The organism is Acidovorax benzenivorans, from assembly GCF_028680575.1.
Taxonomy (GTDB): domain Bacteria; phylum Pseudomonadota; class Gammaproteobacteria; order Burkholderiales; family Burkholderiaceae_C; genus Acidovorax; species Acidovorax benzenivorans.
Genome location: NZ_JAPCKI010000024.1, coordinates 1 through 24862, shown reverse-complemented (window position 1 = coordinate 24862; position 24862 = coordinate 1). Strand labels below are relative to the sequence as shown.

The 24862-nt window shown below is 59.6% G+C and carries 21 protein-coding genes and 2 pseudogenes; 17 read left to right on the top strand and 6 right to left on the bottom strand.

The window, feature by feature from the left end; translation table 11 throughout:
- Window positions 1-14 precede the first annotated feature (14 nt).
- Genes OIN59_RS24105 through OIN59_RS24090 form a run of 4 tightly spaced genes read left to right on the top strand, consistent with a single transcriptional unit; the run spans window position 15 to window position 4206 of the window.
- Window positions 15-1463: an aldehyde dehydrogenase family protein gene (locus OIN59_RS24105; RefSeq protein WP_274114587.1), complete on the top strand. Its 1449-nt coding sequence runs from the start codon at window positions 15-17 to the stop codon at window positions 1461-1463.
- Window positions 1464-1465: 2 nt separating this feature from the next.
- Entirely contained in the window at window positions 1466-2308 is an 843-nt protein-coding gene (locus OIN59_RS24100; protein ID WP_274114586.1) for a Rossmann-like and DUF2520 domain-containing protein, read from the top strand.
- Window position 2309: 1 nt separating this feature from the next.
- Window positions 2310-3257, top strand: coding sequence for a hydroxymethylglutaryl-CoA lyase (locus OIN59_RS24095; RefSeq protein WP_274114585.1), 948 nt, complete (start codon window positions 2310-2312; stop codon window positions 3255-3257).
- A 58-nt stretch (window positions 3258-3315) separates the two neighbouring features.
- Window positions 3316-4206: a LysR family transcriptional regulator gene (locus OIN59_RS24090; RefSeq protein ID WP_274114584.1), complete on the top strand. Its 891-nt coding sequence runs from the start codon at window positions 3316-3318 to the stop codon at window positions 4204-4206.
- A 210-nt stretch (window positions 4207-4416) separates the two neighbouring features.
- On the opposite strand, the gene OIN59_RS24085 is transcribed toward OIN59_RS24090, so the two are convergent.
- The gene (locus OIN59_RS24085; protein WP_274114583.1) at window positions 4417-5400 is read right to left on the bottom strand and encodes a Bug family tripartite tricarboxylate transporter substrate binding protein; all 984 of its coding nucleotides are present in this window, start codon (window positions 5398-5400) and stop codon (window positions 4417-4419) included.
- 415 nt (window positions 5401-5815) lie between these two features.
- Here OIN59_RS24085 and OIN59_RS24080 point away from each other — a divergent pair, with 415 nt between their 5' ends.
- Complete coding sequence (locus OIN59_RS24080; protein ID WP_274114582.1) at window positions 5816-6868, top strand: porin; 1053 nt, start codon at window positions 5816-5818, stop codon at window positions 6866-6868.
- A 208-nt stretch (window positions 6869-7076) separates the two neighbouring features.
- The gene (locus tag OIN59_RS24075; protein ID WP_274114581.1) at window positions 7077-8048 is read left to right on the top strand and encodes a Bug family tripartite tricarboxylate transporter substrate binding protein; all 972 of its coding nucleotides are present in this window, start codon (window positions 7077-7079) and stop codon (window positions 8046-8048) included.
- 144 nt (window positions 8049-8192) lie between these two features.
- On the opposite strand, the gene OIN59_RS24070 is transcribed toward OIN59_RS24075, so the two are convergent.
- Window positions 8193-8519, bottom strand: coding sequence for a flagellin (locus tag OIN59_RS24070; protein ID WP_274114580.1), 327 nt, complete (start codon window positions 8517-8519; stop codon window positions 8193-8195).
- Between the two features lie 21 nt (window positions 8520-8540).
- Between OIN59_RS24070 and OIN59_RS24065 the strand changes: the two genes are divergently transcribed.
- From OIN59_RS24065 to OIN59_RS24055, 3 genes are all read left to right on the top strand, one after another.
- The gene (locus OIN59_RS24065; RefSeq protein ID WP_274114579.1) at window positions 8541-9008 is read left to right on the top strand and encodes an IS66 family transposase; all 468 of its coding nucleotides are present in this window, start codon (window positions 8541-8543) and stop codon (window positions 9006-9008) included.
- Window positions 9009-9583: 575 nt separating this feature from the next.
- The gene (locus OIN59_RS24060) at window positions 9584-9973 is read left to right on the top strand and encodes a hypothetical protein (RefSeq protein ID WP_274114578.1); all 390 of its coding nucleotides are present in this window, start codon (window positions 9584-9586) and stop codon (window positions 9971-9973) included.
- 18 nt (window positions 9974-9991) lie between these two features.
- A complete protein-coding gene (locus OIN59_RS24055) occupies window positions 9992-10711 on the top strand; it encodes a hypothetical protein (RefSeq protein ID WP_274114577.1) in 720 nt (239 codons plus the stop codon).
- Window positions 10712-11027: 316 nt separating this feature from the next.
- On the opposite strand, the gene OIN59_RS24050 is transcribed toward OIN59_RS24055, so the two are convergent.
- The 4 genes and pseudogenes from OIN59_RS24050 to OIN59_RS24035 form a co-directional block, all read right to left on the bottom strand.
- A complete protein-coding gene (locus tag OIN59_RS24050) occupies window positions 11028-12068 on the bottom strand; it encodes a DnaJ C-terminal domain-containing protein (RefSeq protein ID WP_274114575.1) in 1041 nt (346 codons plus the stop codon).
- A 363-nt stretch (window positions 12069-12431) separates the two neighbouring features.
- Window positions 12432-12659 (bottom strand): annotated as a pseudogene (locus tag OIN59_RS24045) (FAD-dependent monooxygenase); the annotation flags it as partial.
- Window positions 12660-12663: 4 nt separating this feature from the next.
- Window positions 12664-13353 (bottom strand): annotated as a pseudogene (locus OIN59_RS24040) (VOC family protein); the annotation flags it as partial.
- Window positions 13354-13516: 163 nt separating this feature from the next.
- Complete coding sequence (locus tag OIN59_RS24035; protein WP_274114573.1) at window positions 13517-14791, bottom strand: tyrosine-type recombinase/integrase; 1275 nt, start codon at window positions 14789-14791, stop codon at window positions 13517-13519.
- Between the two features lie 726 nt (window positions 14792-15517).
- Here OIN59_RS24035 and OIN59_RS24030 point away from each other — a divergent pair.
- From OIN59_RS24030 to OIN59_RS23995, 8 genes are all read left to right on the top strand, one after another.
- The gene (locus OIN59_RS24030; protein ID WP_274114571.1) at window positions 15518-17530 is read left to right on the top strand and encodes a sensor histidine kinase; all 2013 of its coding nucleotides are present in this window, start codon (window positions 15518-15520) and stop codon (window positions 17528-17530) included.
- Window positions 17531-17567: 37 nt separating this feature from the next.
- Window positions 17568-18326 carry a response regulator transcription factor gene (locus tag OIN59_RS24025; RefSeq protein WP_274114569.1) on the top strand — a complete coding sequence of 253 codons (759 nt, stop codon included), beginning with the start codon at window positions 17568-17570 and terminating at the stop codon, window positions 18324-18326.
- 202 nt (window positions 18327-18528) lie between these two features.
- Entirely contained in the window at window positions 18529-19734 is a 1206-nt protein-coding gene (locus tag OIN59_RS24020) for an ABC transporter substrate-binding protein (protein ID WP_274114568.1), read from the top strand.
- A 118-nt stretch (window positions 19735-19852) separates the two neighbouring features.
- On the top strand, window positions 19853-20713 hold the full coding sequence (locus tag OIN59_RS24015) for a branched-chain amino acid ABC transporter permease (RefSeq protein ID WP_056058931.1): 861 nt from the start codon (window positions 19853-19855) through the stop codon (window positions 20711-20713).
- Window positions 20714-20719: 6 nt separating this feature from the next.
- The gene (locus tag OIN59_RS24010) at window positions 20720-21727 is read left to right on the top strand and encodes a branched-chain amino acid ABC transporter permease (protein ID WP_274114565.1); all 1008 of its coding nucleotides are present in this window, start codon (window positions 20720-20722) and stop codon (window positions 21725-21727) included.
- The gene (locus OIN59_RS24005; RefSeq protein WP_274114563.1) at window positions 21724-22500 is read left to right on the top strand and encodes an ABC transporter ATP-binding protein; all 777 of its coding nucleotides are present in this window, start codon (window positions 21724-21726) and stop codon (window positions 22498-22500) included. The genes OIN59_RS24010 and OIN59_RS24005 overlap by 4 nt, the downstream gene beginning before the upstream one ends.
- Window positions 22497-23198 (top strand): ABC transporter ATP-binding protein, encoded by a 702-nt coding sequence (locus tag OIN59_RS24000; protein WP_274114561.1) that lies wholly within the window; start codon window positions 22497-22499, stop codon window positions 23196-23198. Before OIN59_RS24005 ends, OIN59_RS24000 begins: the two co-directional genes overlap by 4 nt.
- Window positions 23199-23237: 39 nt before the next feature.
- On the top strand, window positions 23238-24722 hold the full coding sequence (locus OIN59_RS23995; protein ID WP_274114559.1) for a M81 family metallopeptidase: 1485 nt from the start codon (window positions 23238-23240) through the stop codon (window positions 24720-24722).
- Window positions 24723-24862 lie beyond the last annotated feature (140 nt).

Sequence of the window (24862 nt, the reverse complement as noted above, 5' to 3'; positions counted from 1 at the left end):
TGAAAGAGTTAGACATGAAGAAGCAACACTACATCGCCAATGCATGGATCTCCCATGGTCAAGGTGAGCCGATTCCCGTCACCGATCCTAGCGACGGCAGCATCCTGGGCGAGATCGCTCGTGGCACCCAAGAGGATGTAAACGCGGCAGTGGAGGCAGCGCGCTCGGCTATCGGCGACACGTTCGACGGCCCGTGGGGCCGCCTGAGCGCGCTTGAGCGCAGCCGGCTGATGCACCGCTTCGCAGCCGCAGTGACGGAACGCGCAGAAGAGCTCGCTGCCCTCGAGGCCAAAGACACGGGTAAGTCCATGAAGACCGCTCGAGCGGATGCGGTCGCACTCGCTCGCTATTTTGAGTATTACGCGGGAGCTTGCGACAAATTGCACGGTGAAACGTTGCCTTACGAACAGGGGTATATGGTGGTGACCGTGCGCGAGCCGCACGGCGTAACCGCCCACATCATTCCCTGGAATTACCCTATGCAGATTTTCGGCCGCACGGTCGGGGCGTCGCTGGCGGCGGGCAATGCCTGCGTTGTGAAGCCCGCCGAGGACGCCAGCCTGTCCTTGCTGCGTCTGGCCGAGCTGGCTGCGGAAGTGGGCTTTCCGGCCGGCGCACTCAACGTCGTGACAGGGTTCGGGCACGAGGCTGGGGCTTGGCTGACGGCTCACTCCGGCGTTGACCACATCTCGTTCACAGGTTCCACGGTCACAGGCCGTCTGGTCGCAGAAGCCGCCGCAAAGCGCCACTGCCCGGTCACCTTGGAACTTGGTGGTAAGTCGCCCCAAATCGTTTTCGATGATGCTGACCTCGATACGGCGTTGCCGGTGATCGTGAACGCCATCGTTCAAAACGCGGGCCAAACGTGTTCTGCAGGCAGCCGCCTGCTGGTGCAGCGCGGTGTCTATGAGAAATTTATGGAAGCGGTTGCCGACAGCTTTCGCGCACTTCGCACGGGCCCACCGGCTCTGGGTCTTGACATGGGGCCGCTCGTGAACCGCAAGCAGTTCGACTTGGTCAAGGGCATCGTGGCCCGTGCCGAGGCGGATGGCATCCAGGTGATGGCGCGCGGCCAATTGCACCCGGATGCAGCTGCCGCAGGTTTTTATCAGGCGGCTGTGCTGTTCCGCGATGTGCCCCATGAGCACAGCATCGCACAGCAAGAGGTCTTTGGACCTGTGCTCGTAGCCATGCCTTTTGCAGACGAGGCTGAAGCCATTCAGCTGGCCAATGGCACCGACTACGGACTGGTTGCAGGGGTGTGGACGCGGGATGGAGCGCGACAACTTCGCATGGCGCGAAAGCTTCGATGTGGTCAGGTTTTCATCAACAACTACGGCGCAGGCGGCGGCGTGGAGTTGCCCTTCGGCGGAGTTAAGGCCAGCGGCTACGGTCGCGAGAAGGGATTCGAAGCCTTACTGGGGTTCACCGTGTTGAAGACCATCGCAGTCAAGCACGGCTGATCATGAAGACGTTGAACATTGTCGGTTGCGGCAAGGTGGGGCAGACGCTCGCTCGCGTGTTTCATGCCAACGGTGTCTGCACTGTGCAGGATCTGAAAGGACTGGACTTGTCGGAGGCGAGCCGAGCGGCAGAGTTCATCCAGGCGGGCCAGGCGGTCGGGGGTTGGCAAGACATGCGGCCGGCTGATTTATGGCTGATCACTGTACCGGACACGAAAATCGCAGAGGTGGCCGAGGAAATGGCAGTTGCAGTGCCGCCGGTTACCGGTACCGTGGCGTTCCACTGCAGCGGTTTTCTGCCGGCGGCCACGCTTACGCCTTTGCGCACGCTAGGTTGGACGCTTGCTAGCACCCACCCAGTACTCACGTTCGCCGATCCAGCAGCTGCGGTTGCCCAGTTCTCTGGAACACCTTGCGGATTGGAGGGTGACGAAGTTGCTCTGGCCGCGCTGCGCCCGTTGTTCCAGGCCGCCGGCGCTCAGTGCTTCTCAGTTGAGACGGCTTCCAAACCGCTGTACCACGCTGCTGCCGTCTTTTCGAGCAATTTCACAGTGGTGCTGCAAGCGATCGCTCGCGAAGCATGGGCCAGTGCGGGCGTTCCTGACGCGTTGGTGCCGCAAATTGAAGCATCGCTGATGGCAGCAACCGTGAAAAACATTTCGGAGTTCGGGCCCCGGGCCATCACAGGTCCTGCAGCACGGGGAGATCACAAAGTCGTTCGGTTGCAAGGGGCCGAGGTGTTTCGATGGCATCCGGAAGCAGGGATCCTTTATCAGGAACTGAGTCGACTGGCGAGGCGTCTCGCAATTCAACAAACAACGCAAGTATCGGAAACGGGAAACTAGCATGAGCGAAACCTATCCACCACGCGTTACCATAACTGAAGTGGGCTTACGCGACGGACTTCAGATGGAATCGAAGTTCCTCCCGACGGAGCAAAAGCTTAGGCTACTGCATGCATTGATCGACGCAGGCGTGCGCCGATTTGAAGCGACATCGTTCGTGTCTCCGCGTGCCGTTCCGCAACTCGCGGATGCCGCGGATCTCATGCGAGAGGTCAAGCGGCGCGGTGACGTGACGCTGGCAGCGCTTGCACCCAACGCCAAAGGGATCGAGCGCGCTTTGCAGGCCAATGTCGATGAGGTCGTGGTCTTTCTCTCTGCATCCGAGACGCACAATCGGACCAACCTCAACCGCTCTCGCGCTCGCTCGTTGGAAGACATGCGGGAAGCGGCCGAGCTAGTGCGTGGCACGAGTGTCCACCTACACGCGGCCATTGCGGTGGCGTTCGGTTGTCCCTTCGAAGGCGAGGTCGCGCTGGAAGAGATCGAGCGCTTGGCTACGGCGTTTGCGGAATTCGGCTTCCAAGGCATAACGCTTGGCGACTCGACGGGCATGGCCACGCCACGCCTGGTCAAACAGCGGGTCGACATGTTGCGCCACAAGTTGCCCGGTCTGCCTGTTACCTTGCACTTCCACAATACTCGTGGCATGGGCATGGTCAACGTTGTGCAAGGGCTGGCAAGCGGCATTACGTCCTTCGAATCGTCGCTCGGGGGCATCGGTGGATGCCCGTTCGCGCCTGGAGCCACTGGCAACATTTGCACCGAGGACACGGTCCACATGTTGCAAGAATTGGGGGTAGACACCGGGATCGACCTTGCAGCGCTGTGTGAGGTCGCCAAGGAATTTGAGAATCTGCTCGGACATCCGCTTCCAGGACAGGTGATGCACGCCGGCCCCAGGCTGCGCCGTTTTACAGTTGAAGAGGCACTGTGCGCATTGGGAAGTTGAAGACGACCAAGGATGGAGGTAGCACAATGCGATCTACCTCTTTCTTTATCAGAACCTTATGCGACTGAATCTGCATTCCTTGAAATTGTTTGTAGCAGTCGTGGAGGAGGGGAGCATAACGGCTGCGGCCGAACGCGAATTCATCGCCGCATCCGCGCTTAGCAAACGCGTCACGGAGTTGGAGCGCGTTCTGGGGACGGCGTTGTTACTTCGTCAAGCGCGCGGAGTCGAGCCCACGGCTGCTGGAAGAGTTCTGGTTCGGGGCGCCAGAACTTTGTTGCACCAGGCGGTCGATCTGGAAGTGAAGGTTCGTGATTTCGCAACGGGAGCATCAGGCCACGTGCGCGTAGCTGCAAACCTCTCTGCGATCACACAGTTCCTAGCGACCGATCTCAGCAACTTCACGCAGGCCTACCCGCGCATTCAGATTGATCTGGAGGAGCGCATCAGTTCAAGCGTGACCCGGATGGTCCTGGACAACGTTGCCGATATCGGCGTCTTCATGTTCTCCGAGGACGAGCAGCAACTTGATGTCCACCCCTATCGCGAAGACGAGGTGGTCATGATCATGCACAGGTCTCATCCACTTGCGCCTCGTGGTCGAGCCAGTTTTCTCGATACCTTGGACTACGAGCACATCGGCATGCAGCGTCACAGTGCTATGGGAACCATCATGCAACGAGTTGCTACGAGTGCTGGTCGCGAATTGCGCATGAGGTTTTTCGTACAATCCTACGACGCGTTGATCTCGATGGTTCGCCAACGACTTGGCATCGGACTGATGCCTTTGGGTGCTGTTCCTCTATACGAGCAAACCGAACTGGTGACCATGCAGCTCACAGAAACTTGGGCCCGCCGCCGAATCAAACTCGGGGTGCGGCGCGGAGAAGCTCAATCCGCTGCAGGGCAGATGTTGCTTGACCACCTCCTCTCCTCTGGACGTCGATAAGGAATCGGGCACATATCGGTTATCGGCTCACAATTCGACAATCCGATCCGTCTATTCGTTTCGCCAGCCTATGTTGAACGTTCAGGGGGGGGTCAATTGATCAAGCCAGTGCACGAGCCAGGATTAGTCAGCACGCTTCAACTTGCGCCGTCTGGCGCCAGCTAGGCGCCCCTGCTTGAGAGAACTACGGCGGCGTGCATTGATCCAGACCTACTGCGGCTCTACGCCTGCTTTCTTGACCAGCGTCGCGTATTTCGCAAGCTCAGAGCGGAAATAGGCTTTCGCTTGATCGGGCGTGCTCAGAGCGACCGTAATACCTTGCTTTGCCATCGAGGCGATAACATCGGCCGATCTGAACGTTTCGGTCAATGCCGAATGGATGTGTGCTACTTCTGCTGGCGGGATGCCCTTGGGCCCAATGACGGCGAACCAGGCATCAATCACAAAATTCGCCAGACCTTGCTCCTTAAATGTCGGGATTTGTGGTGCCGCTGCGCTCCGCTCTGCGCTGGCGACGCCGATGGCGCGCAGGGCACCACTCTTCAGCTGTGCGTGGATGGCCCCAAGAGAGAGGATCCCAAAATCCACTTGACCGCCGATGAGATCGGTGACCATCGGGCTTACCCCTTTGTAGGGAATGTGGCTCGCTTTCACACCTGCCTCGTCGACAAACATCGCCGCTGCCAAATGCGGAAGGGTGCCATTGCCTCCTGATGCGTAGTTAATCAATCCAGGCTTTGCTTGCATTAGCGCAATCAGTTGTTTCGAGTCGATTGCCGGAAGCTTGGAGTTCACCACTAGGACCATTGGGGCGGTACCGATGATGGAGATGGGCGTGATGTCGCCCAATGGATCGAACGGAACTGACTTCAGAACGGAGGGAAAGACCACGTGGTTGTTGGAAACGATGCTTAGGGTGCGACCGTCGGGCGTGGACTTTGTTAGAGCCAAGGTCCCAATGATGCCTCCAGCGCCTGGTAGATTTTCAACCACGATCGGATGTCCCAGAGATTTCGACAGCGCTGGGCCAATGGCACGGGTCAGTGCGTCCACACCCGAACCGGCAGCGACAGGCAAGACGAGACGAACGGGACGATCTGTTTGGCTGATAGCTTGAGGGCCCATTGTGACAAGAACGCCAGAGGCGGCTGCATGGCGCATGAGTTGGCGCCGAGTGATATTGCGCAAGGTCATAGGTTGTCTCCTGGAGGGCGATCGCCGCAGCAGATTTCGAATCTCCGCAGCTCTTCGGCCCGGTTTATTGATGGGAAGCCAATGTTGTGGCGCCGCCATCGCACAGGCATCTCAAATCGACTCGGTGCCCTCGGAATTCGCGATGAGTGTCTTGCTCATCGGTTGAAGTTCATCGCATCACCTCCATGCGATCTACAAAGGAACTTCTTCATTCTTTCAATTCGCATGAGCTCGTGGATCGCAAGTTCAGACATTCGCTTTTGAAGGCAAGGGCACGCGAGGAGTTGAACAGGGTGGACGCACTGACTGTTCTTGATGTCTCGCGTCCAGCGATGGCAGTCGGAAAATTTTGGATCGCTCCGGTGTCGGGCTGGCGAACACTCGCCGTCACCACAACTAACCATACCGGAGACACATGAAAATCAGAGACCAACTTTTGCTGTCGGTTCTTGTCGGCACCGTCGGCACCGCTTTCGGGCAAACAAGCTTGACGCTGTTTGGCATCGCGGACGCTTCCATTAGCCACGGTTCAGGCTCGACGTCAAATCGAACGCAGATTTCACGGGGAGGCTTGAGCTCCAATCGCATCGGATTTCGTGGAGCCGAAGATTTGGGCGGCGGTCTGTCGGCCAACTTTTGGCTTGAAGCGGGCTACAACTTAGACGATGGCTCAGGGGTTCCGACCAATACGAACAATCAGGCCGGCAGTGGCGCCACCCAAAGTCAAGGTCTTACATTTGGACGTCGTTCCACGGTTTCATTGGCTAGCGTAACGTTGGGCGAGATTCGTATCGGGCGCGACCTTGTGCCACAGTATCTTAACCATGCAGCTGGTGATCCCTTTGGGAACGTGGGTGCGGGTGCTGCAGCTTCGTATGTGGCGAACATCTCTGGGGTCACCAATACCCGGGCCTCCAACAGCTTAGGTTATTTGTCGCCAGTCGTTGGTGGATTCGGTCTGCAGTTGATGCACTACTGGGGCGAGAACGCACGAAATGCACCCAACAGCAACGATGGCAACGGCGACGGCATTCGCCTTGCTTACACGGCGGGACGCATGACGCTCGGCGCAGCTTGGGGACGTACCCACTACCTTGCCGGAGATGCAACTCAACGAAATCTGAACGCGGCGTACGACTTTGGCATGGTCCGACTGATGGCCACGCTAAACCGGGACAGCACTGGCGTTGCTTCCGGTCGAGGAGGCGTCATCGGTGTTGTCGTCCCAGTGGGGGTGAATGAACTGAAAGCCTCGTTCTCTACGTACAAGACCAACGCAGCGATCAACTCGGAAGCCAGGAAGGTGGCTTTCGGCTACGTCCATCAGCTGTCTAAGCGCACTGCCCTCTACGCGACGTACGCGCACGTACGTAACAGCGGTGGCTCCACGATGGCTTTGAACAACGCTGTGACGGCACCAGGTTCGAGCTCCAATGGGTACGACGTGGGCCTTCGCCACATCTTCTGAAAGCTGCTGCACCAGAAAATTCGCTCCGCGGTGTGCTGAAAGAACTCGCGGGAGTTGTGCGAGCGGCGCAATCATTGGCCAGGCCTGACGTCTGGCGCCAACGATTCGGTCGACGCAATGCGCTGCGCCCCGCGCCATCGCTTCTTTTGCCGCGAACTCTTCAACTGAGAGCTGACCCCTGGTTCCAGCCTAATTTGAGACCATCAATATGTCACGTTTTGCGTTCACTCGGTTTCTGATTGCAGTGTTCGGCCTTGTTCTGTTCCCTGTCTGCCAAGCGCAGTCCTTTACGGACAAACCTGTCACCATCGTTGTTCCGTTTCAGGCTGGTAGCCCGACGGATATTGTCGCAAGAGCCCTAGGAAGCGATCTCGCTGAAATCATTCGGTCGCCAGTGATTGTTGAGAACCGACCAGGTGCCAGTCAAACGGTGGCAGGCATTTTTGTAGCTCGTGCGCCTAAAGATGGGCACACGCTGCTTCTGGCGAACCTGCCTGCAGTGGTCGCGGCTTCCGTCCAAGAAAAGCTGCCATATGCGGGTATACGCGACTTTGCTGCGATCTCCCATGTTGCGGACGTCGGATTGGTCTTGGTAACTGCACCTTCCATTGCAGCCAATGACTTGAAGGAATTCGTGTCTTTATTGCGCGCAGATCCTTCCAAGTACCCCTATTTTTCTGCTGGTCTGGGTTCTCCGATTCACATGCTCACAGAGATCTTCAACCTAGAGGTGGGAGTGCACACGACGCACGTTCCCTACAAAGGCGTGCCTTCAATACTTCCTGACTTGATGGCCGGCAGGGTCGCCTATGGATTTTTGCAGGTGGGCGCCATGGAATACGCGAGGGCGGGAAAGATCAAAGGCTTAGCGATAGTTGCTAGAAACCGTGATCCTGTGTTCACCGAGACTCCAACAATGGCAGAGGCGGGGCTTTCGAATTTTTCTTACACGGTCCCTTACGTTCTGGTTGCGCCGAAGGGCACGCCCGTATCTATCGTCGAGACATTGAATGCTGCTGTGTCGCGTGTCATCGGTAGCGATCAATTCCGTACCAAGCTCAAGAGCTTGGGCGTCCAGGCGGCAGAGCCAAAAGGCCCTTTGCAGTCGGCACACTTCATCGCGACGGAGGAAAAGCGCTGGGATCAAATCGTGAAAGCGACTGGCATCAAACTGGAGTAGTGCGGGACTATGTTCCGCTGACCGAAAACTAACACTAAAAAAGGGGGCGGATAAAACTAGACTGGTTTTATACCGCGATTTCAAGGCTCACCCGGTACTAGCGAGGCGCTCGCACGTGGTTTTAGAAGCTTGGGTAAATCAGCTTCAACGACTTAAACTGCCAAGCCCTATGCCCTTGAGCACGTGCAGCATCTGCTCCGGCAAAGCATCGGTTTGCGCGACCATAGCAGTACCAGCGTTTTGCAAGATTTGCTGTCGCGCCAATTGCGCCGTTTCTTGGGCAATGTCGGCATCAACGATGCGTGCGCGGGCGGCAGCGGTTTTTTCTGACGAGATTTCAAAGTTGGCAATCGTGGCCTCTAAGCGCGACTGCACGGCATCTAAGTTTGCCTGAGAGCGCGAAACCGAATTGATCGCCGAATCAAAAACCTGCAGTGCCTCGTTTGCTTTTCTGGTTGAAAAAAGAGACATCATCCAGTCCTACCTGCTTGATTGGGTGGCACCAGCGCGGTGGGCGAGGATGCGATACAGCGCTTTGCAGGCATCTACGCAGTCGAACGTGAACTCGCCGGCTTTAGCGACGAGGGGCGTCGCAGCGGGCGGCAGGCACTGATGCGGCCGCTGTGGGACCAGCTCGGCGCATGGCTGCAACTTGAGCGCCGGCGCTTGGCAAATGGCGGCTCGACGGCATCTGTCATCGACTACGCGCTCGAGCACTGGACGGCACTCGCGCATCACCTCGAAGACGGTGCGGTACCTATCGATAACAACCACATGGAGCTCCAGATCAAGCCATGGGCTACGGGGCGCAAGGCCTGGATGTTGGTGGGCAGTGAACTTGCCGGGCAACGCGCGGCCGTGATGAGGAGCTTGGTGCAGTCGGACCGCATGTGTGGCCACGAAGCGACTCACCCCGACGGTTCGCGCTTGCCAACACTCCATCGTCTTGATGGACACTGACATGCAATAGGAGTTCTCAAGCGACGCGGAGATCGTTTTGTTGCCCACCATGAGTCCCCATAACCAAGGCGCCATCGACGGGCCCTCGGGGCGCTTTAGTACGGGAGGGATCCGGAGGTGCGCAAACCTGCCCACGCCGTCATCACTGCAGGAAGGTGAGATCGCCCAGGTGAGCCGGTGGCTCGCTGAAACCCGCTGGAGGCCGTGATTCGTGCCGCGGCCCTTTGTTGGGATCGCACGCTTTCAGGAAGAAACGGCGGAAACTCTTGGCCTCGTCTGCGCATATAGGGTGTAGCGTCAGATCCACAGACTCACTTGTTAACCGTGACCGATTCAACAACCCCGGAGTGGCAGTCCTTCCTGCGAAGGTTCGTGACCCGCCGCCCGATAGACATTCTTCGACTCGAAGACCATCAATACGGCGCCCTCCTGGGTTCCAGGAAGGGCATGAGGGAGTTCACGCTCAACATCCCGCACGATCACCTGCGCGAGGTCGTCGCTCCCTGCCTATGCCTGACACCTGAACGCGTTGGCGAGGCCTCTAGGATCACGATGACGGGGAGGAGATGCTATACGTGGGTGTCATCAAGTCCAAGCAGGTTACTGCCACGCTCGACACCCGGATCAAGGTCGACAGAACCGCGCGCGTCACACCGTCAGCGTCGCAACTGGCTGGTCTGATCCAGGAGGCACGCGCTGCAGAGCGATTCTCCAAACACCTGGCGGACCCGTCGCCGGTGACCAAACTGTCGCCCAAGCTAAGCGCGATCCTCCTGGACACGATGGCCAATTCCCAGGGCAATCATGACGCGCTGCGCATGGTGTCCGTCGGGCTCGAACCACTTCCCCTCGAACCTTCCGCACGACTGCAGGGGGACGCGATCGACATGGCGCTGAAGGTCTTCGGACTGTCGGGCGATGCGCCCGCCGCGCATCTCGAACTCGTCAAGGGCAAGGAGAGCTGACTGGTCGGCGCACGGTTCATGGAGGACTCGGTGATCGAGCACGATGCGCGCCGGTTCCCGGATTTCGAGCTCGTCGGCAGCGATGCCACCAGGCGCGCGATATTCCACAAGGGCCAGCAGACCCTAGAGGTCATCACGGCCAATCGCAAGAAGCTCGAGGAAGTGTTCGGCGTCGATCTCATCTACATCAACCACTTCCACGACAACCTCGTGATGGTCCAGTACAAGATGCTTCAACACGACGGCGCGGGCGGGCGCGACGACTGGACTTACACTCAGGATCGTCACCTTTCCAAGCAACTGGGCGCGATGCATCGGTTTTCCCGACGCGCAGTGAGTTCAAAGAAGACCTATCGGCTTTCCGACGACTTCTTCTACCTCAAGTTCGTCCGCCGCTACGGTGATTCGGAACCGAGCTTCCTCCTCCCGCTGGAGCATTTCGAAGCGCTGGTGCGTGGTCCAGCGAAAGCACCAAGGTCCAAGAAGGTCCACTTGAGTTCTGTGGCCTTGGAGGGGTGCTACATGCGCCAGACAGTCTTTTACAGTCTGCTGCAATCGGGCTACACCGGTACGGACAGCAGTACGACCGCGGCACCTCAAACGCTGATTGAAGATCTGATCGCGGGAGGCGATGCGCTGGTCGTAGCCATCCAGCGCGAAACTACTCCTGCCGAAAACGAAACTCATCGCGCTCGGCACATGCAGGACTGGGACGACACAGAGGCCGGCTACCACTAGGCAGATATCGACAGCAGTTCGTAGATGCGCAGGCTGAAAATCGCGGCGGAGTCAGGGGAGTGAGCGACTACGGGCATGGAAACTTTCGAGACCGTGAATTTTTCCTACGCGCCCGGAGTAGTCGAGCAAAGCGAATGACGCGAGAATGTCCCTGGCGGCTTTTCCTCGCAGCAGTCAGCTATCGGGGGCGTGGCGACCGACTGCTTACAGCCTGAACAAGTCGGTCATAACTCGCCGGCAAACGACAGCTCCGTACCGATGATGTTGGCCAAAGCGGGCCACCATTAGTCCATCATGCTGATGGTCATTGAGGATCTCACCTGCGCCGGTCCAGCCAGTTGTTCACCAACCGGCTCCATGCCGCCATGCGACCACCTGCCGACGTACCGGCCGTCCCGGAGTTGCTGGCCACCAGCCGATCGATCATGGCCTCCTGCTCATGACTAAGCTCCTGCGGAAACATCGGTACGACGGTGATAAGGCAGTCCCCAGCCTCTGTCTCATTCTTCCACGGTAGGCCCGCGTTTTTGATGCGGTAGTTCAGATGGCCTCGCCGCAGCTTCATCTGTTGCAGCCCGCGGGGGCTCGGAACCTCTATCCAGCGATTGGCCATCCATGCAAACCCATCGACGGGCAGCTCGCACTTCAAGGCCCCATCGGCTTCAGCCGTGAAGAATTCGTGCGGCCGCAGTTCTACGCGCACGCGCAGCGCCAGCTTGTGCTGGCGTCGATTGCCTTCCACCCGGGCGCTGATATCAAGCAGGTCGCCACCGCGCGCGCCAGGCGCGACCGGCACCCGACAGCGGTACTTCCTCGCCGGTGCCTTACCGCTCGCTGCGCAGGCAGTGCAACTATGGCGCGTCTTCCCTTGTCCCCGGCAGGCTGTGCATTTGTCCGTTGACGCGATCCAAGCGAACCAAAGATTCTGCCGGCTGTGGCCAGCGCCACCGCATTCACTGCACTCGGTAGCCTGCAGTTGCAGGCCGCTGCCGGAGCACTCGGCGCAGTCTTCGATCACCTCGCCTCGAACTTCCTTGACGCAACCGGTCACCACTTCCTCGAGTGTGAGGTTGATGGTGTGCTCGACAGTGGAAGGTTCCGCACCCGGGGCGGGACCCTCGGTATCAGCCTCTGGTTCGGCCTGGGCGTTGCGGATCATTTCCAGCGCTCGATTGATACGCTGAATCTTTCTCAGGGCATGCGGGCTGTTGTTGCGATCCGGGTGCCAGCGTGCGGACAGGCGGCGCCACGCAACCTTCACCTCGGCATCGCTGGATCCTGGCGCCAAGCCAAGTTCGTGGTAAGGGTCGTCGAGGTCCTTGGTCTGATTGGTGCAAGCTATGTTGCAGTGCAGCATGTTAGCAGGCGTAGCGGGCCCGCCGGATCCTCCGGCTGTGCGAGTTGGTTTGGCGTTCGCTCTGCACGGCCAAGTTTTCCCGATCTCAGGGATATGTGCTGTCGGGGCTATTCTGTTGAAGAACTCGGAAGCTCCCAAAATGTCCAACGCTGGCAGAGAAACAGACGCGTCCTAGGTTCGGAGAACTCACATGCGAGAGGGGGTGGAGACCCCCCGGAAAGCACGGCTCAAGTTGCTCCCTTCAGCAAGCTCCATCAATGACCCATCGAAGCAAACTTCTTTTGGTGTATTTGATGGTAGAAAAAACAAAAAAGCGCCACGGAAGGCTCATGTTTGCTGGTATCTTGGCGGAGACTGTGGCCGAAGGGACACCGTTTCATGCGCGTTACCATGCGCAAGAAAAGCATCCAGGACGCCAAGCTGGCGAAACGCACGCAAGGTCGGGCCGGCGAGGCTGATGCCAGCGCCATAGTTGCGCCACTCGGGGTCGATCTCGACGAGGTAGACTTCCGCACCGTTCTTGCGCAGCTCGATGGCGGCCGCCATGCCGGAGAAGCCATAGCCGATGATCAAGATCCTTTCTGGGGTCATGGGTTTACACCGCCTTCCTGTCGCGAACGCCGCTGGGCGGCGGGCCACCCGGCGCCCATTTCTCGCTGGACTTGAGCAGGAAGTATTGGGAGTTCTCGGCGCCCATCGGCAGGTCGCGCGGTGTCCAGGAAGGGTCGTGCAAATCCATGTCGGCGTCGTACTCGACGTGGCAACCCAGCGGGCTGTTGAAGTACCAGAACCAGTTGCTTCCCAGCTTATGCCGCCCCGGGCCCCAGAAGGACTCGTATCCCTTCTGAACGAAACGCGTTCCGGCGACCATGACTTCGGTGGGTCCGCCCATGTGGAAGGTGAAGTGCTCGACACCCTTCCTGAACGGTGGGGTCTGAATGAGGAACAGCGTATGGTGCTCCGACGTGCCCGCTGGGCGCAGAAAGGGGCCGCCGCCCAACCGGTCGGTCACAGTGAACCCTAGCCGGACGTAGAAGGCTTCGGCTTTGGCCGCATCGGGCACGAAGTAAACGACGTGCGACAGGGTACGAGGGCACGCCGCCAGCTCATCGTCCATCCCCAACTCATTCGCCGCTCTGCCCGTCGCGCCTGGAACATTGACCAGCTCGGCCGGCAGGCCAAGCGGCTTGCGCACAGTGACTTGAAACGCCAGGGCGAAACCCATGTCGTCGAAAGCGCCCACGACGCCCTGGGTACGTGTCACTTCCCGGTCTCGGCGCAGCTCAGGTTTGAAGCTGCCAGAGTAGACGCTGATGAGGTCATCACAGAGGGCTGTGTACCTGTAGTACGCGCGCCTCTCTTGCCATGAACGAACTGATCATCATTTGCAGCCTAAGGCGTCGAGCATTGCCTCTAGAGGGCTGCCAAATGACTTGGACACAGTGATGTTAATCGCCTGTAAGCGATGCGGCATGATTCGCAGAGATCCGTGGTCTGCTTGGCTCCTCTGATGTAACTGCCACAGGTGTTTTGCCTGTTACGAATGCCGCCCAAGCATTCATAACTCCTCGCCGTTGTTCCAGTAGGTCCGTGCGATGGTAGGCGGCTTCAACCTTATCTTTGATGCTGTGGGCTAAGGAGCGCTCTGCCAGATCGCGGGAGTAACCTATCTCGCTGCACCAATCTCGAAAGCTGGACCGAAATCCATGGGTTGTCGCGACCCTTCCTGGCGTGTCGCTTTCTGCTTTCAGCTTGCGAAGAAGTGATGTAAGAGCCATATCTGAGAGCTCAACTCGATCTCGAATTGATGGAAAAACGAGGGTTTTATGTTGGCTCTTCTGCCCCTCAATGATAGTCATTGCACGAGGGGAGAGGGGGACGCGATGGGGAAGCTTTGCCTTCATTCGCTCCGCAGGAATCGTCCAGACTTTGTTTTGTAGATCTAACTCGCTCCAGGTCATGCCTCTTGCTTCCCCTGAGCGACTGGCCGTCAAAATGACAAACTCAAGTAAGGTGCGTGTCACCTCTGGCCTTGTGCTGTGCTTGAGGTGTGTTTGCACAAACTTCGGAATGTCTCGCCAGGGCATTGCCGGATGATGTTGAGTCCGTATGGCTTTGCCAGGCTGCTGCGCGAGCAGGTGTCCAACCACGTCAACAGGGTTTGATTGGCAGTACCCGTGTGCCCAGCCCCAGGCAATTACGGCGTGGATGCGTTGTTTGACCCGGGTAGCTGTTTCTGCCTTGGTGAGCCAGATGGGTTTCAGTATCTCCGCAACGTCACCCGGTTGGATCTCCTGCAGCAGTTTGTCTCCAAGCTTTGGAAAGACGTACTCAACCATGGTGTTAATCCATTGATTGCCATGTTTCGGGTTCTTCCAGCCAGGAAGCAGGTCACCGTGCAACTTCAGAGCGGCCTCCTTGAATGTGGGAATCTTGGGCTTGTCTTCAATCTTTGCCCGCTCATCAAGGGGATCCTTTCCCTCTGCCAGTTCGATACGCATCGCGGTCGCGCGCTTGCCCACTTCCGCAATGCTGATCTCGGGGTAAGAGCCCAGGCCGGCATTGCGACGCTTGCCCGAAATGGGGCTGACGTATCGAAGCACCCACTTACCGTGGCCCTTAGTGCTGGAAGGATGTAGGGCTAGACCAGTGACGCTGCCATGGGGAATGGCTGTGTCTGTGGGTTTGATGTTTCTAGCTTTGGTATCGGTAATGGTGGCCATTGGATTCGTAGTCCGGTATGCCATTCAGTATGCCATCCAAAAATTGCTCTTGTTGATGGCCTTTGAGCTATATTGAATTTTTATTTATATAAAACAAAGACTTAGGTTCTTATTTTGGATGCCATTGAACATCTTTGTATACTAAACAGGCAGACACCCTCTCCGCCAGTACAAAGGAAACCCTGCTATCAATACGGTAGCGGGGTTTTTCTTTTTCCAAGTCGTGTAGCCATCATGTAACCAGCGGTGCAGGGTTTTGTCCCGTACAGCCAGCATGTGGCCACCATCCCTAACAAGCAAGTGATGACAGGCCTTGTACACATTTGCAGCGGTTAGGGTGCCGTTTTCTCCCAGGCCTCGGCTGGGGATGAACGCTCGCCAGCGCGACTCAATGAACAGGTCGGCGGCGGAGATGCCCTCGTATGGCGTGTGTACCTAGCCTCCCCAATCAGCAGGGTCAAAAGGCAATCCACTTTCTGGCCCACAGAGCCAGGGACTGAGCGCTCGTTGAGGGTGGCAGCTTCGACAGTGCGTCGCCTGAAGTTGGCATCCAATTGCATTGCGCATGTGTGCATAAGCGCACTGGCGGTATGAGGCGCACAGTCGCGCCTGGCAAAGGTCGGTCGCGCCATCCTTGGCACTTGTGATTGAATCCAATACAAGGCGCCCAGTCGCTCGTGCGGGTGTTTACCTGAGGTCGAGGTGCCTACACACTCTTGAACGCCCATGTTTGTGCGCCGTATCGCTCTTCGCAGTTTTCTGACGCTTGCACTGCTTGCGGTATTGCTGCCTATTGTGCTTGCCAGCGGCAGCCTGTTCTATCGCTCGGCTGTTGTGGCCATGGAGGAGTTTGCGCTGCAATTGGCCGATGAGGTCTCGGGTCGTGTGCGGGAGAAGGTAGTGTCGTTCTTTGACGTCCCGCAGCGGGTGGTGGCGTTCAACGTCGAGCAAGTGCGCGCCGGGTACCTGATGGTGCAGCAGCCCGATGTATTGATGCGCCAGTTCATGCTGCAGATCGATCAACAGCCCCAACTGACCTTCATCTCCATGGGCATGCCCGATGGTCAGTATTACGCCGGTAGCCGTCCTCCCTTGGGCGACGACCGGGCATTGCGAATGCTGCGCGCACGAATCAGCGATGGGCGGGCCATGGAGGTGCTGCGTATTGACCCCGAGAACCGTCAGCCGACGCTGATCTCGCGCAGCGAGGTGGGCTTTGATGCGCGCAACCGTCCGTGGTACCAGTCTGCGATCGCCAACGATGGGGTCTCATGGTACGCACCCTATCGCTACATGATCAACGATGCGCAAGGTGCATATGCTGCGATCGGCATGGGCATCTCTGCACCGGTGCGCTCGCGCGACGGGCAACTGATTGGGGTGGTCACTGCCGATGTGGCGCTGTCCCAGCTCAACGAGTTCCTGGCGGCGCTGGCTTTGGAGTCGGGAGGTCGGGCTTTTTTGGCAGAGGCCTCGGGAGAATTGTTGGCCATGTCCTCGCACGATCCGTCCGCCGGTGTGGCGGCGCTGGCCGATGGGCACCGCATGCGCATCGACCAGAGCCGTGACCCCGTGATGCGTGCGCTGGGGGAACACATCCTGCAGAGCGGGCAAGCCGAGGGCAACCAGTTCATGGAGGTTGATGGCGTGCGTCACCTGGCGCGTTGGTGGACGCACGCCCTGCACCGAGGTCCCGTGCTCACCATGGCGATCATCCTGCCCGAGAGTCGCTTCAATACGCCGTTGCGCGGGGTTTTGCGCAACACGATCTACACCACGGTGGCGGTCATGCTGGCATCGGTGCTGTTTTCGCTGTTCGTGGCCAGCCGGGTAGTGAGACCCTTGCAGGTGCTCAGCGATTGGGCGGTCAGGCTGACCCAGGCCGACTGGAACGCACAGGCACCGAAATCGAGCCCGATCCGCGAGCTGCGGTCTCTGGCTGATTCCATGGGCTACATGGCTGGACACCTGAAGGAGCATGCCGAAGAACTGGAGCAAATGGTTGCACAGCGCACGCAGGAGCTGGAGAGTGCGGTAGCCTCCATTGAGCAGACATTGACCGACCAGCGCCATTTCATCGCCATGCTTTCCCATGAGGTGCGTTCTCCGCTGGCGGTGATCAATACCGCTGGGCAAGTGCTTGCGCTGCGGTCCAAGGAGGTGCCAGCGCAGCTGGCTTTGGCGCAGCGCATCTTGCGAGGCTCTGCGCGGCTGAGCTATTTCTTTGACAACTGCCTGACCCAGGACCGTATCGACAGCCACAACTTCGCGGTGGAACCGGTGCCCGTCGATGTGGGGGAGTTGTGCCTGTGGGTCACAGAAAACGGTGGGCAGTTGTCCGTGGAGCACCTTCTGACTCTGGCCGTGGAGCCCGGGTTGCCCGCGTTGAACGGTGATCCGGTGCTGCTGCGGGTGATGCTGATGAATGTGTTGTCCAACGCATTTAAGTATTCCGATGCCGGTACAACGGTGTCTCTCAGTGTGCTCCGGGAGGGGACGACGTGTCGTTTTGCCGTTGAGGATGAGGGCCCAGGCATTCCGCCGGAAGAACAAAAGTTGGTGTTTGAAAAGTACCGCCGTGGGCGCACGGCAGAGGGCAAACCCGGTGCCGGACTGGGACTGGCTTTGGTAAAACGGATTGTTGACTTGCACGGCGGGGCTGTCCAGCTGCAGGCACGGCAGCCCCAGGGCATGCGTTTTGTAATCAACATTCCGTTGACAGTGACACCGGTGGCCTGAATGTTGCATTCCGGTCGGTGCCGGAGGTATTTGCAACATGACCCAATCTAAGCCCAGCATCGCCATCGTGGAGGATGACTCCGACCAACTGCACAGCATCGAAGAGTTTTTGCTCGATTCGGGCTACAGCGTCTGGGGTGTGTGCAGCGCCGAGGCGTTTTACAAAGGGTTCACTGTTCAGCCTGTCGATGTGGTTCTCTTGGACCTGGGTCTGCCTGGTGAAGATGGGCTCAGCGTGGCGTCGCTGCTCAAGTCCAGGCCCGAGGTGGGGGTGATCATTCTGAGCGCCCGCGATTCACTCAATGACCGCCTCGCAGGCATGCGCGCCGGGGCAGATCGTTATTTGGTCAAACCGGTCAACCTGCTGGAGCTGGCTGCCAATATCGACGCTACGGCGAGTCGGCTGACCCCTAGGGCCGCTGCCGACACCCTTGGATCGCTGGGCTCCATGGCGGCACCTGCGGCGCAGCCAGCGTGCTGGGTGCTCGCGATGAAGGACTGGGCGCTGTCTTCGCCGCAGGGAAAGTGCCTGCAGCTGACCACCCACGAGTTCATGTTCTTGCAGCAACTCATGCGAGCAGATTGCCAACCGGTGTCCAAGCGCGATCTCAGTAGTCACCTGTTTGGTGCCCGTGCCCAAAACGGGGCTGAGCGGCTCAACTTGCTACTCACGCGGCTGCGGAAAAAGGCAGCAGAAGCGTTCTCCGAGCCTCTGCCGGTCAAGACTCTCCACCAGATCGGCTACGCCTTCACGGCCGCAGCTCAGCTCGTACAGGACGCGCAGCAGCTGCATTGACCCCCTTGCGATCATTCCGTTGCGGTGCTCACTCGGTCCGGGTGCGCGCCGGGCTTGGCTATGTCTGCTGGAAAGGCGTGGTGGGTTAACCCTGTGCTTGCATGAATGTAAATGAAAGATTTGGAAAGATTGAGAAGGCAATTTCCTGCCCACCATGGAGGTTGCAACTCTTGATCTCCCACATCTATCACTGGAGTCCTCCATGCAACGTCGTCATCTCCTGCAAGTATCGGCACTGAGTGCGCTATCCGCTTCCATCGGTCTGACCCGGGGCGCCTTTGCGCAGGCCCCAGGTGCCATCCAGTTCGGCTGCCCGGTCCCGATGTCCGGCCCGTTCGCCGCCAATGGAAAATTCGCAGATATGGGGATGCGACTGGCCATCGAGCAATATGGCAAGGCCCTCAACCGCCCCCTGGCTTACACGCTGCTGGATACTGAAGGAAAGCCTGCCACCGCCGTGCGCAAAGTGCAGGAAGCTGCGCAGCAGCAGGGCGCTCGCTTCTTCGCGGGCGGCATCCTGTCGGGCGAGGCCTTGGCCATGGGCAAGGAGGCCGAGAAGGCTGGCGGCTTGTTCGTGACCACGGCGGGGGCTGACGAAATCACGGGGTCGGATTGCAATGTGGCGACCTTCCGCTGGTCTGTGCCCACGTTCGGTGCCATCGAGCAGACGGTGCGTCCGCTGATCGAATCCATGCCCAAGGCCAAGCGCTGGTACACCATCACGCCACAGTACGTGTTTGGCGATGGCCTGCTGTCGGCGGCCAAGAACATCTTCAAGGAAAAGGGCGTCGAGCACGTGGGCAACAGCTACCACTCGCTGGCCGAGAAGGAGTTCAGCGGCTATATCACCAACGCGCTGGCCGCCAAGCCCGATGTGCTGCTGCTGCTGAACTTTGGTGCGCAGTGTGCCGACACCCTGCGCCAGGCCGTGAGTTTTGGCATGCACAAGAACATGACCATCCTGGTGGCCTGGGCCTCTGGTCTGGAGCAGTTCGAGTCGCTGGGTGCCGACCTGTGCGACGGCATCTACTTTGGCGCCCAGTATTGGCACACGGTGGATTCCGAACTCAACCGCGATCTCGTCAAACGCACCAATGACAAGCTCAAGATGAACCCCAACTACAGCCTGGCGGGTTCCTACATCTGCACCAAGCTGCTGATTGACGGGATCATCAAGGCCGGTTCTGTTGAACAAAAAGCCGTGATCGCAGCGCTGGAAGGCCACAAGTACCAGGGCCTGACGGGCGAAGAAGAGGTGCGTAAGGCGGACCACCAAGTGCTCAAGAACTACTACCTGCTCAAGGGCAAGGCCAAGTCCAAGATGAAGAACAAGGACGACTACGTGGACGTGCTCAGCTCGGGCAAGTCGTTCCTGCCCATCGACCAGACGGGCTGCAAACGCGCCTGACCCTCACAGCGGCCGCCGGGCTGGGTACAGCCCGGTGCGCGCGCTGTGGATGCCCTTTGTTTTGAGAACCCCAGCGGCACCGACAAGTGTGGCTGGCGGTTGTTCGGCCGAGCACTTTATGAACATCTACCTACTACAGGTCATCAACGGGATCGGCATTGGCATGCTGTACTTCCTGTTGGCGGTGGGCCTGTCCATTGTTTTTGGCTTGCTGCGATTCGTGAACTTCGCGCATGGCGCGTTCTATCTGATCGGGGCTTACTTTTGCTACCAGATGACGCGCTGGGGCATGAGCTTCTGGCTGGCCTTGGTGGTGGTGCCGCTGGTGGTTGGGGCGATTGGCTGGGCCACGGAGAAGCTGGTCCTGCGCCACGTGTATGCCTCGGACCACGAATTTCACATCCTCGTGACGGTGGGCTTGGCACTCGCAGTCCAGGAGTTGGTGATCCTGCAATGGGGCCCGCTGGGTGACAGCGTGGCGGTTCCCGACGCGCTGCAGGGAGTGGTGATGTGGGGCAGTTTCATCTACCCGAAGTACCGCCTGTTTGTGATTGGCTTCACTTCGGTGCTGGCAGTGCTGCTGTGGTGGGTTCTTGAGGGCACGCGACTCGGTAGCGCTGTGCGAGCCGGTAGCGAGTCGACCGAGATGGTTTCGCTGCTTGGCATCAATGTGCTGCGTATTTTCAGCTTGGTATTTGGCTTAGGCGCTGCCACCGCTGCACTGGCCGGTGTGCTGGCATCCCCCATTCGTGGAGCAGAACCTTTCATGGGTATTGAAGCCCTGGCCGTAGCCTTTGTCGTGGTGGTCGTGGGAGGCCTGGGCAGTTTCAGTGGCGCACTGCTGGGCGGATTGATGATCGGCATCGTGCAAAGCGTCATGAGCACGCTCTGGCCAGAAGGGGCCCGCTTGATGATCTATGTGGCCATGGCGGCGGTGCTCCTGCTGCGTCCCCACGGCCTGCTGGGCCGCAAGGAGTGAATCCCCATGAAGAAATACACGCATTTCCTATTTGCAGCAGTGGTGGTGGCGGCTATGCCTTTGCTGATGCAGTCGGGCTCGTTGGCTAGCGAGGTCCTCATTTTTGCGCTGGCGGCCATGGGCTGCAATCTGCTGCTCGGATTCACTGGCTTGCTTTCGTTCGGGCAGGGCATCTTCTTTGGTTTGGGCAGTTACACCGTAGCCTTACTGCTCACTCGCTGGCCTATTCCCATGCCGCTTGCGTTGCTGCTAGCCACGGCGATGGGGGCGCTGGGCGCCGCCGTGGTGGGCTGGGTAGCAATTCGCCAGCGTGGCACCTACTTTGTGATGCTGACCTTGGCCTTTGCGCAGATGTTCTATTTCATCGCCTATACGGCCACTGGCCTGACGGGTGGCGACAACGGGCTGATGGACATCCCGCGGCCCAACCTGTCCATTTTGGGCACCAACCTGTGGACGCTGGCATCGCCATGGCAGTTCTATGGCTTCGTCTCGGCGATCTTCCTGGTGGTGTTCTGTCTGCTGATCAAGGTGTCGCGCTCCACCTTTGGCCGCACTCTGCTGGCCGTGCGTGACAACGAGGAACGCGCGGCGGCCATTGGGTACAACCTCCGGCTGCTCAAGTTGCAGGCGTTTGTGATTTCGGGCGCTGTCACGGGCCTTGCAGGCGCGCTGCACGCGATGATGACCGGCCTGGCGCCACTGTCCAATGCTGAGTACCACACAAGCGAGATGATCCTGGTGATGACCGTGATCGGGGGTACGGGCAACCTGTTTGCGTCGCTGCTCGGATCGGCGTTCTATCTGCTGCTGGCCGACTGGCTGTCACAACTGTGGCCGCGCTGGCTGCTGCTGCTGGGCATTGCGCTGATGGCGGTCAGCCTATGGATGCAGCGGGGCCTGTGGGGCCTGGGTGAAACCATCTGGAACAAGTGGCAGGGCTATCGCAAGCCATCGGCAGACCCGCTGGCGCCATCGGCCACTGCGGCGGCCACCAAAGGAGAACAGGCATGAGCCCCAAGGCCCCCATCCTGCTGGAAGCCATTGACGTCGAGAAGCACTATGGCAAGTTTGCTGCGCTGGGCGGTGTGAGTCTGAGGGTGCGCGCGAACACGGTGCACTCTGTGATTGGCCCCAATGGGGCCGGAAAGACCACGCTGTTCCACATGCTCACGGGGACCAAGGCGGTCAGCGGCGGGCGCATCCTGTTTGACGGCCAGGATGTCACGCACGAACCCGACCACCGGCGTGTGCAACGCGGCATCGCGCGGTCGTTCCAGGTGACCAGCCTGTTCCTGAGTCTGCCCGTGCGCGAAAACCTGCGCCTTGGGGCGCAGGGCGTTGCCCCCGCACATGCCCTCAATCCCTGGCATGAACCCATCGGCGCCCGCGCGCAATCGCAGGTGGTGGAGGCGGTGCTGGCCAAGGTGGGCCTGGAGAGGTTCGCGGACATACCCGCCGGCAACCTGTCGCATGGTCAGCAACGGCGACTGGAGGTGGGCATGGCCCTGGCCGCCCGGCCCAAGGCCATCTTTCTGGATGAGCCCACGTCCGGCATGGGCATTGATGACCTCGACGACATGAAGCGACTGATCAAGAGCCTGCGTGATGAGCACACGGTGGTCTTGATCGAGCACAACATGAACATCGTGATGGACATATCGGACACCGTCACGGTGATGCAGCTGGGCCGAGTGCTGGCCGAAGGTATGCCGCACGACATCCGCAGCGACGACCGGGTGCGGGCCGCGTACTTGGGCAACATGATCACCGGAGGCAAGGCATGATTCTCGATGTTGACAACCTGCATGCCCACTACGGCAAAAGCCATGTGCTTCAGGGCGTGGGTTTCACGGTGGGTGATGGCGAGCTGGTCACACTGCTGGGGCGCAACGGTGCGGGCAAGACCACCACGCTCAAGAGCATTGCAGGCGCGGTCACTCCCACACAAGGCCGCGTGGCATTTGCTGGCAAACCGCTTCAGGGGCAGGCTTCACATGTGATCGCCCGGCAAGGCGTGTGCTTGGTGCCGGAGCACCGGGGTATCTTCAAGCTGCTGACGGTGGAAGAGAACCTGATGCTGGGCCTGCGCAAGCGATCTCCCTGGCAGTTGGATGATGTGTACCGCATCTTCCCCCGGCTCAAGGAGCGGCGGCGCAACGGTGGCGGGCAACTGTCGGGCGGTGAGCAGCAGATGCTGGCCATTGGCCGTGCGCTGATGAACGACCCCAAGCTGCTCATGCTGGACGAGCCGGTGGAAGGACTGGCCCCCGTGATCGTGGAAGAGATCGTGGCCCAGCTCAAAACCATCAAGGCGGCGGGTGTCGCCATACTGCTGGTGGAGCAGAACCTGGAGGTGTGCACGCAGTTGGCAGACCGCCACTGCATCCTGGAGCAGGGGCGCATTGTCTACACCGCCGACAACGCAAGCTTCCTGGCAGACGAAGAGGTCAAGGACCGCTACCTTGGCGTGGGCCTGGCCTGAGCGCCAGCCCTTGCCGCATTGAATCCCAAAGGCCACTTCATGAAGTTTCTGATTGCTCGTCTGAACCACGAGACCAACACCTTTTCTCCCGTGCCCACGCCGTTGGAGGCGTTTGCTCCTGACTACGATGCTGCGGCTTTCCAGGCCAATGTCGGCATGCGAACGGCGATGGCTGCTTTTATTGATGCAGCAAAGCGGGTGGGAGCGCAGTGCGTGACGCCCGTCTCTGCCACGGCCAACCCTAGTGGACCGATGGATGCCGACGCTTACAACCAGTTGACGGACCGCATCGTTGCCGCAGCCGCGGGCTGCGATGCCATCCTGCTCGATCTGCACGGTGCGATGGTCGCCCAGAACACGCCAGACGGAGAGGGAGACCTGCTCGCCCGAGTGCGGGCGGCTGTACCTGGCGTCCCGCTGGGCGTGGCCCTGGACCTACACGGCAACATCACGCAAAAGATGATCGACAACGCCGATGTGATGGTGGGTTTCAAGACCTACCCGCATGTGGACATGTACGAGACGGGTGAGCACGCGGCGCGCCTGGTGCTGCAAATGTTGCAGCAAGGGACGAGGTACGCTGTGCGCTGGCGACAGTTGCCGCTGCTCAGTCACACCCTGCGCAGCACGACCTTGGGCGGCGCTATGGCCGCCGCCGTGTCCTCGGCGCGGCAGGCCGAAGGGGAGAGTGTCCCGGCCATGACCATCTTTGCGGGCTTCTCCTTGGCCGACATCGCCGCGCCGTGCATGAGCGTGGTGGCCACTGCGGAATGCACTGCCGAGGGGGAGGCGCTGTGCACCGCTGCGCTGGACCGCGTGGCTGCCCAGATTTGGGCGGAGCGCGAGGGCTACGTGTATGCCAGCGAGCCCTTGGCCGACGCCTTCGCGCGGGCGCAGCGCATGGCCGAGGGGGCGGGCAAGCCCTTGCTGTTGCTGGACCACAGCGACAACTGCATGTCCGGCGGAACCTGCGACACCATGGACGTGCTGCAGGCCGCCTGGCGGCATGGCCTGACCGGTATTGCCACGGGGCCGTTGTCTGATCCGGAGGCTGTCGCGCAGCTCGTGGCAGCCGGTGTGGGTGCGCAGGTGTCGGTACGTCTGGGCAACAAGGTGCCGCTGGCCCGGCTGGGCATTGTCAAAGAGCCCGTGCTGGTGCATGGCACCGTGCGTGCCATCAGCGACGGCAGCTACACCGTGACTGGGCCGATCTACACCGGCCAGCGCTGCTCCATGGGGCGTGCCGTCTGGCTGGATGCCGGCGGCACGCAGATCGTGGTGGTGGAGCAGCCGCACGAACCGTGGGATCTGGGCGTTTTTTCTTGTGTGGGCCTGGACCCCACGGCATATCGTTACCTGCTGCTCAAGTCGCGCATGTACTGCCGACCGGTGTTCGTGCCGCTCTCTGCTGGATTGGTGGAGTGCGACAGCCCTGGCGTGACCAGCTCGGACTACCGGCTGTTCCCGTTCGAAAACCTGCGCCAGCCCGTCTACCCGCTGGGCGATGTGCCAGCGTACCCCTGACTGACTCATGTCTCCGGAGAACACCATGGACACCCAAGTGAAGACCAACACCGAAAACCTGCGCATCAACGGCGAACGCCTGTGGGCCTCCCTCATGGAGCTGGCCCAGATCGGTGCCACCCCCAAAGGCGGCGTGTGCC